Genomic DNA, 1,205 nt, shown 5'->3' with positions numbered 1-1,205 from the left:
GGTATAGTGCAGTAGAAAATGTTACGGTTAAGGAACAGGAATTCGTTAGTGGGGGACGAATGGATGGGAACGAAAATATTAAAACGACTATTTCAGAAATATCTCAAATTGGTAAGACAAAGTTAACATATGTTTTGCCAAGCCTTGTAAATTTGAAATACGATGTTATGGAGGTTTCATCAGGAAATAATTCGAAGCTTAGTGCTTTTAGCTCAGCGAGTTCAAGTTCAAAAATAAATTATAGCATAAACAAACCTATTGGGCAAAGCATAAGGGCTACAGCTAAATATTATGAGAATAAGCAGCCAACAGCATCGAAAATTGGTTTTCTATTGAAGTTTATTTCTAAGCTTTTTTAGACCCAATTTAGTTAAATTTACAAACCATGAAAAATATAAGTGTAGTTTTTATTTTATTGATTGTTAGTGTATTTAATGGCTGCGGCCAGAATCAACCAAATACTGGCCAGTTTTATCTTGAAAAGAAAAAGGATTACGAAAAAAAATTCGTTGATCAGTTTCCAGAAAAAGTTTCTTCTTCATCGGATAGTAATCGTGTTTTTTCGTATAGGTATGAATCAAAAAATGATGTAGCATTCATGTTATATGAATACGGTTTACCCGAAAAGGAATTAAAATTGGTTAGAAATAGATCTCAAAAACAGGCAGTTGCTACTTACAATTATTTAGATTCATGTTTGTTGATTGTTAATCGTTTTGAAACAAAAAAGACAATGGATAATTATGAGTTGCCTGATATTAAAGATAGTACACTTCTTGATAAAGAATGCTACCATAATAAACTTCCTATTCCAAATTTCATTATTTACGAGGGGAATAATGGCAATCAGAGTTTTGGATTAGATACGTCCTTCACCATTTATGTATTCGAAGCAAAAAAAATAAATTCCTGGTTAAAAGAATTTAACATGAAACCTGCTTATCAAATGCCAAAACAATGGCAAAATGGTTATTCAAAGGGGATTGCTATTAGTAAAGAAAAAAGAACTGTAATATACTGGACTGTCATTTGGTAATCGGTTTTAACTTATCCCCATCTATCCGTAGTCTTGTGAATTGGAGATAGGGTGCATAAACCAATTTGATTGACCCCATCCCACCAATTTTAGTATATAGCGAAATTAGCTATAAATCAGGATCTTGCTGATTATTTGTTTTTGGTGAAGAGGGGTCAATATGCTATGG

General features: G+C 32.2%; 2 protein-coding genes. Both read left to right on the top strand.

The window, feature by feature from the left end; all coding sequences use genetic code 11:
- Positions 1 to 359: hypothetical protein (locus AC1DPQ_RS28230; protein WP_477611639.1), on the top strand; the 359-nt coding region annotated here is incomplete at its 5' end.
- A 26-nt stretch (positions 360 to 385) separates the two neighbouring features.
- Positions 386 to 1,036 carry a hypothetical protein gene (locus AC1DPQ_RS28225; RefSeq protein WP_477611638.1) on the top strand — a complete coding sequence of 217 codons (651 nt, stop codon included), beginning with the start codon at positions 386 to 388 and terminating at the stop codon, positions 1,034 to 1,036.
- The last annotated feature ends 169 nt before the right edge of the window (positions 1,037 to 1,205 follow it).

Source organism: Pedobacter sp. 01T416_2 (assembly GCF_056398925.1).
The sequence above is the reverse complement of the archived record's forward strand: the minus strand, read 5'-3'. Positions and strand labels throughout refer to the sequence as shown.

What these genes read in the sequence shown, in the direction of transcription:
- AC1DPQ_RS28225 (WP_477611638.1), top strand. Translation starts at nt 386, where the DNA reads ATGAAAAATATAAGTGTAGTTTTTATTTTATTGATTGTTAGTGTATTT.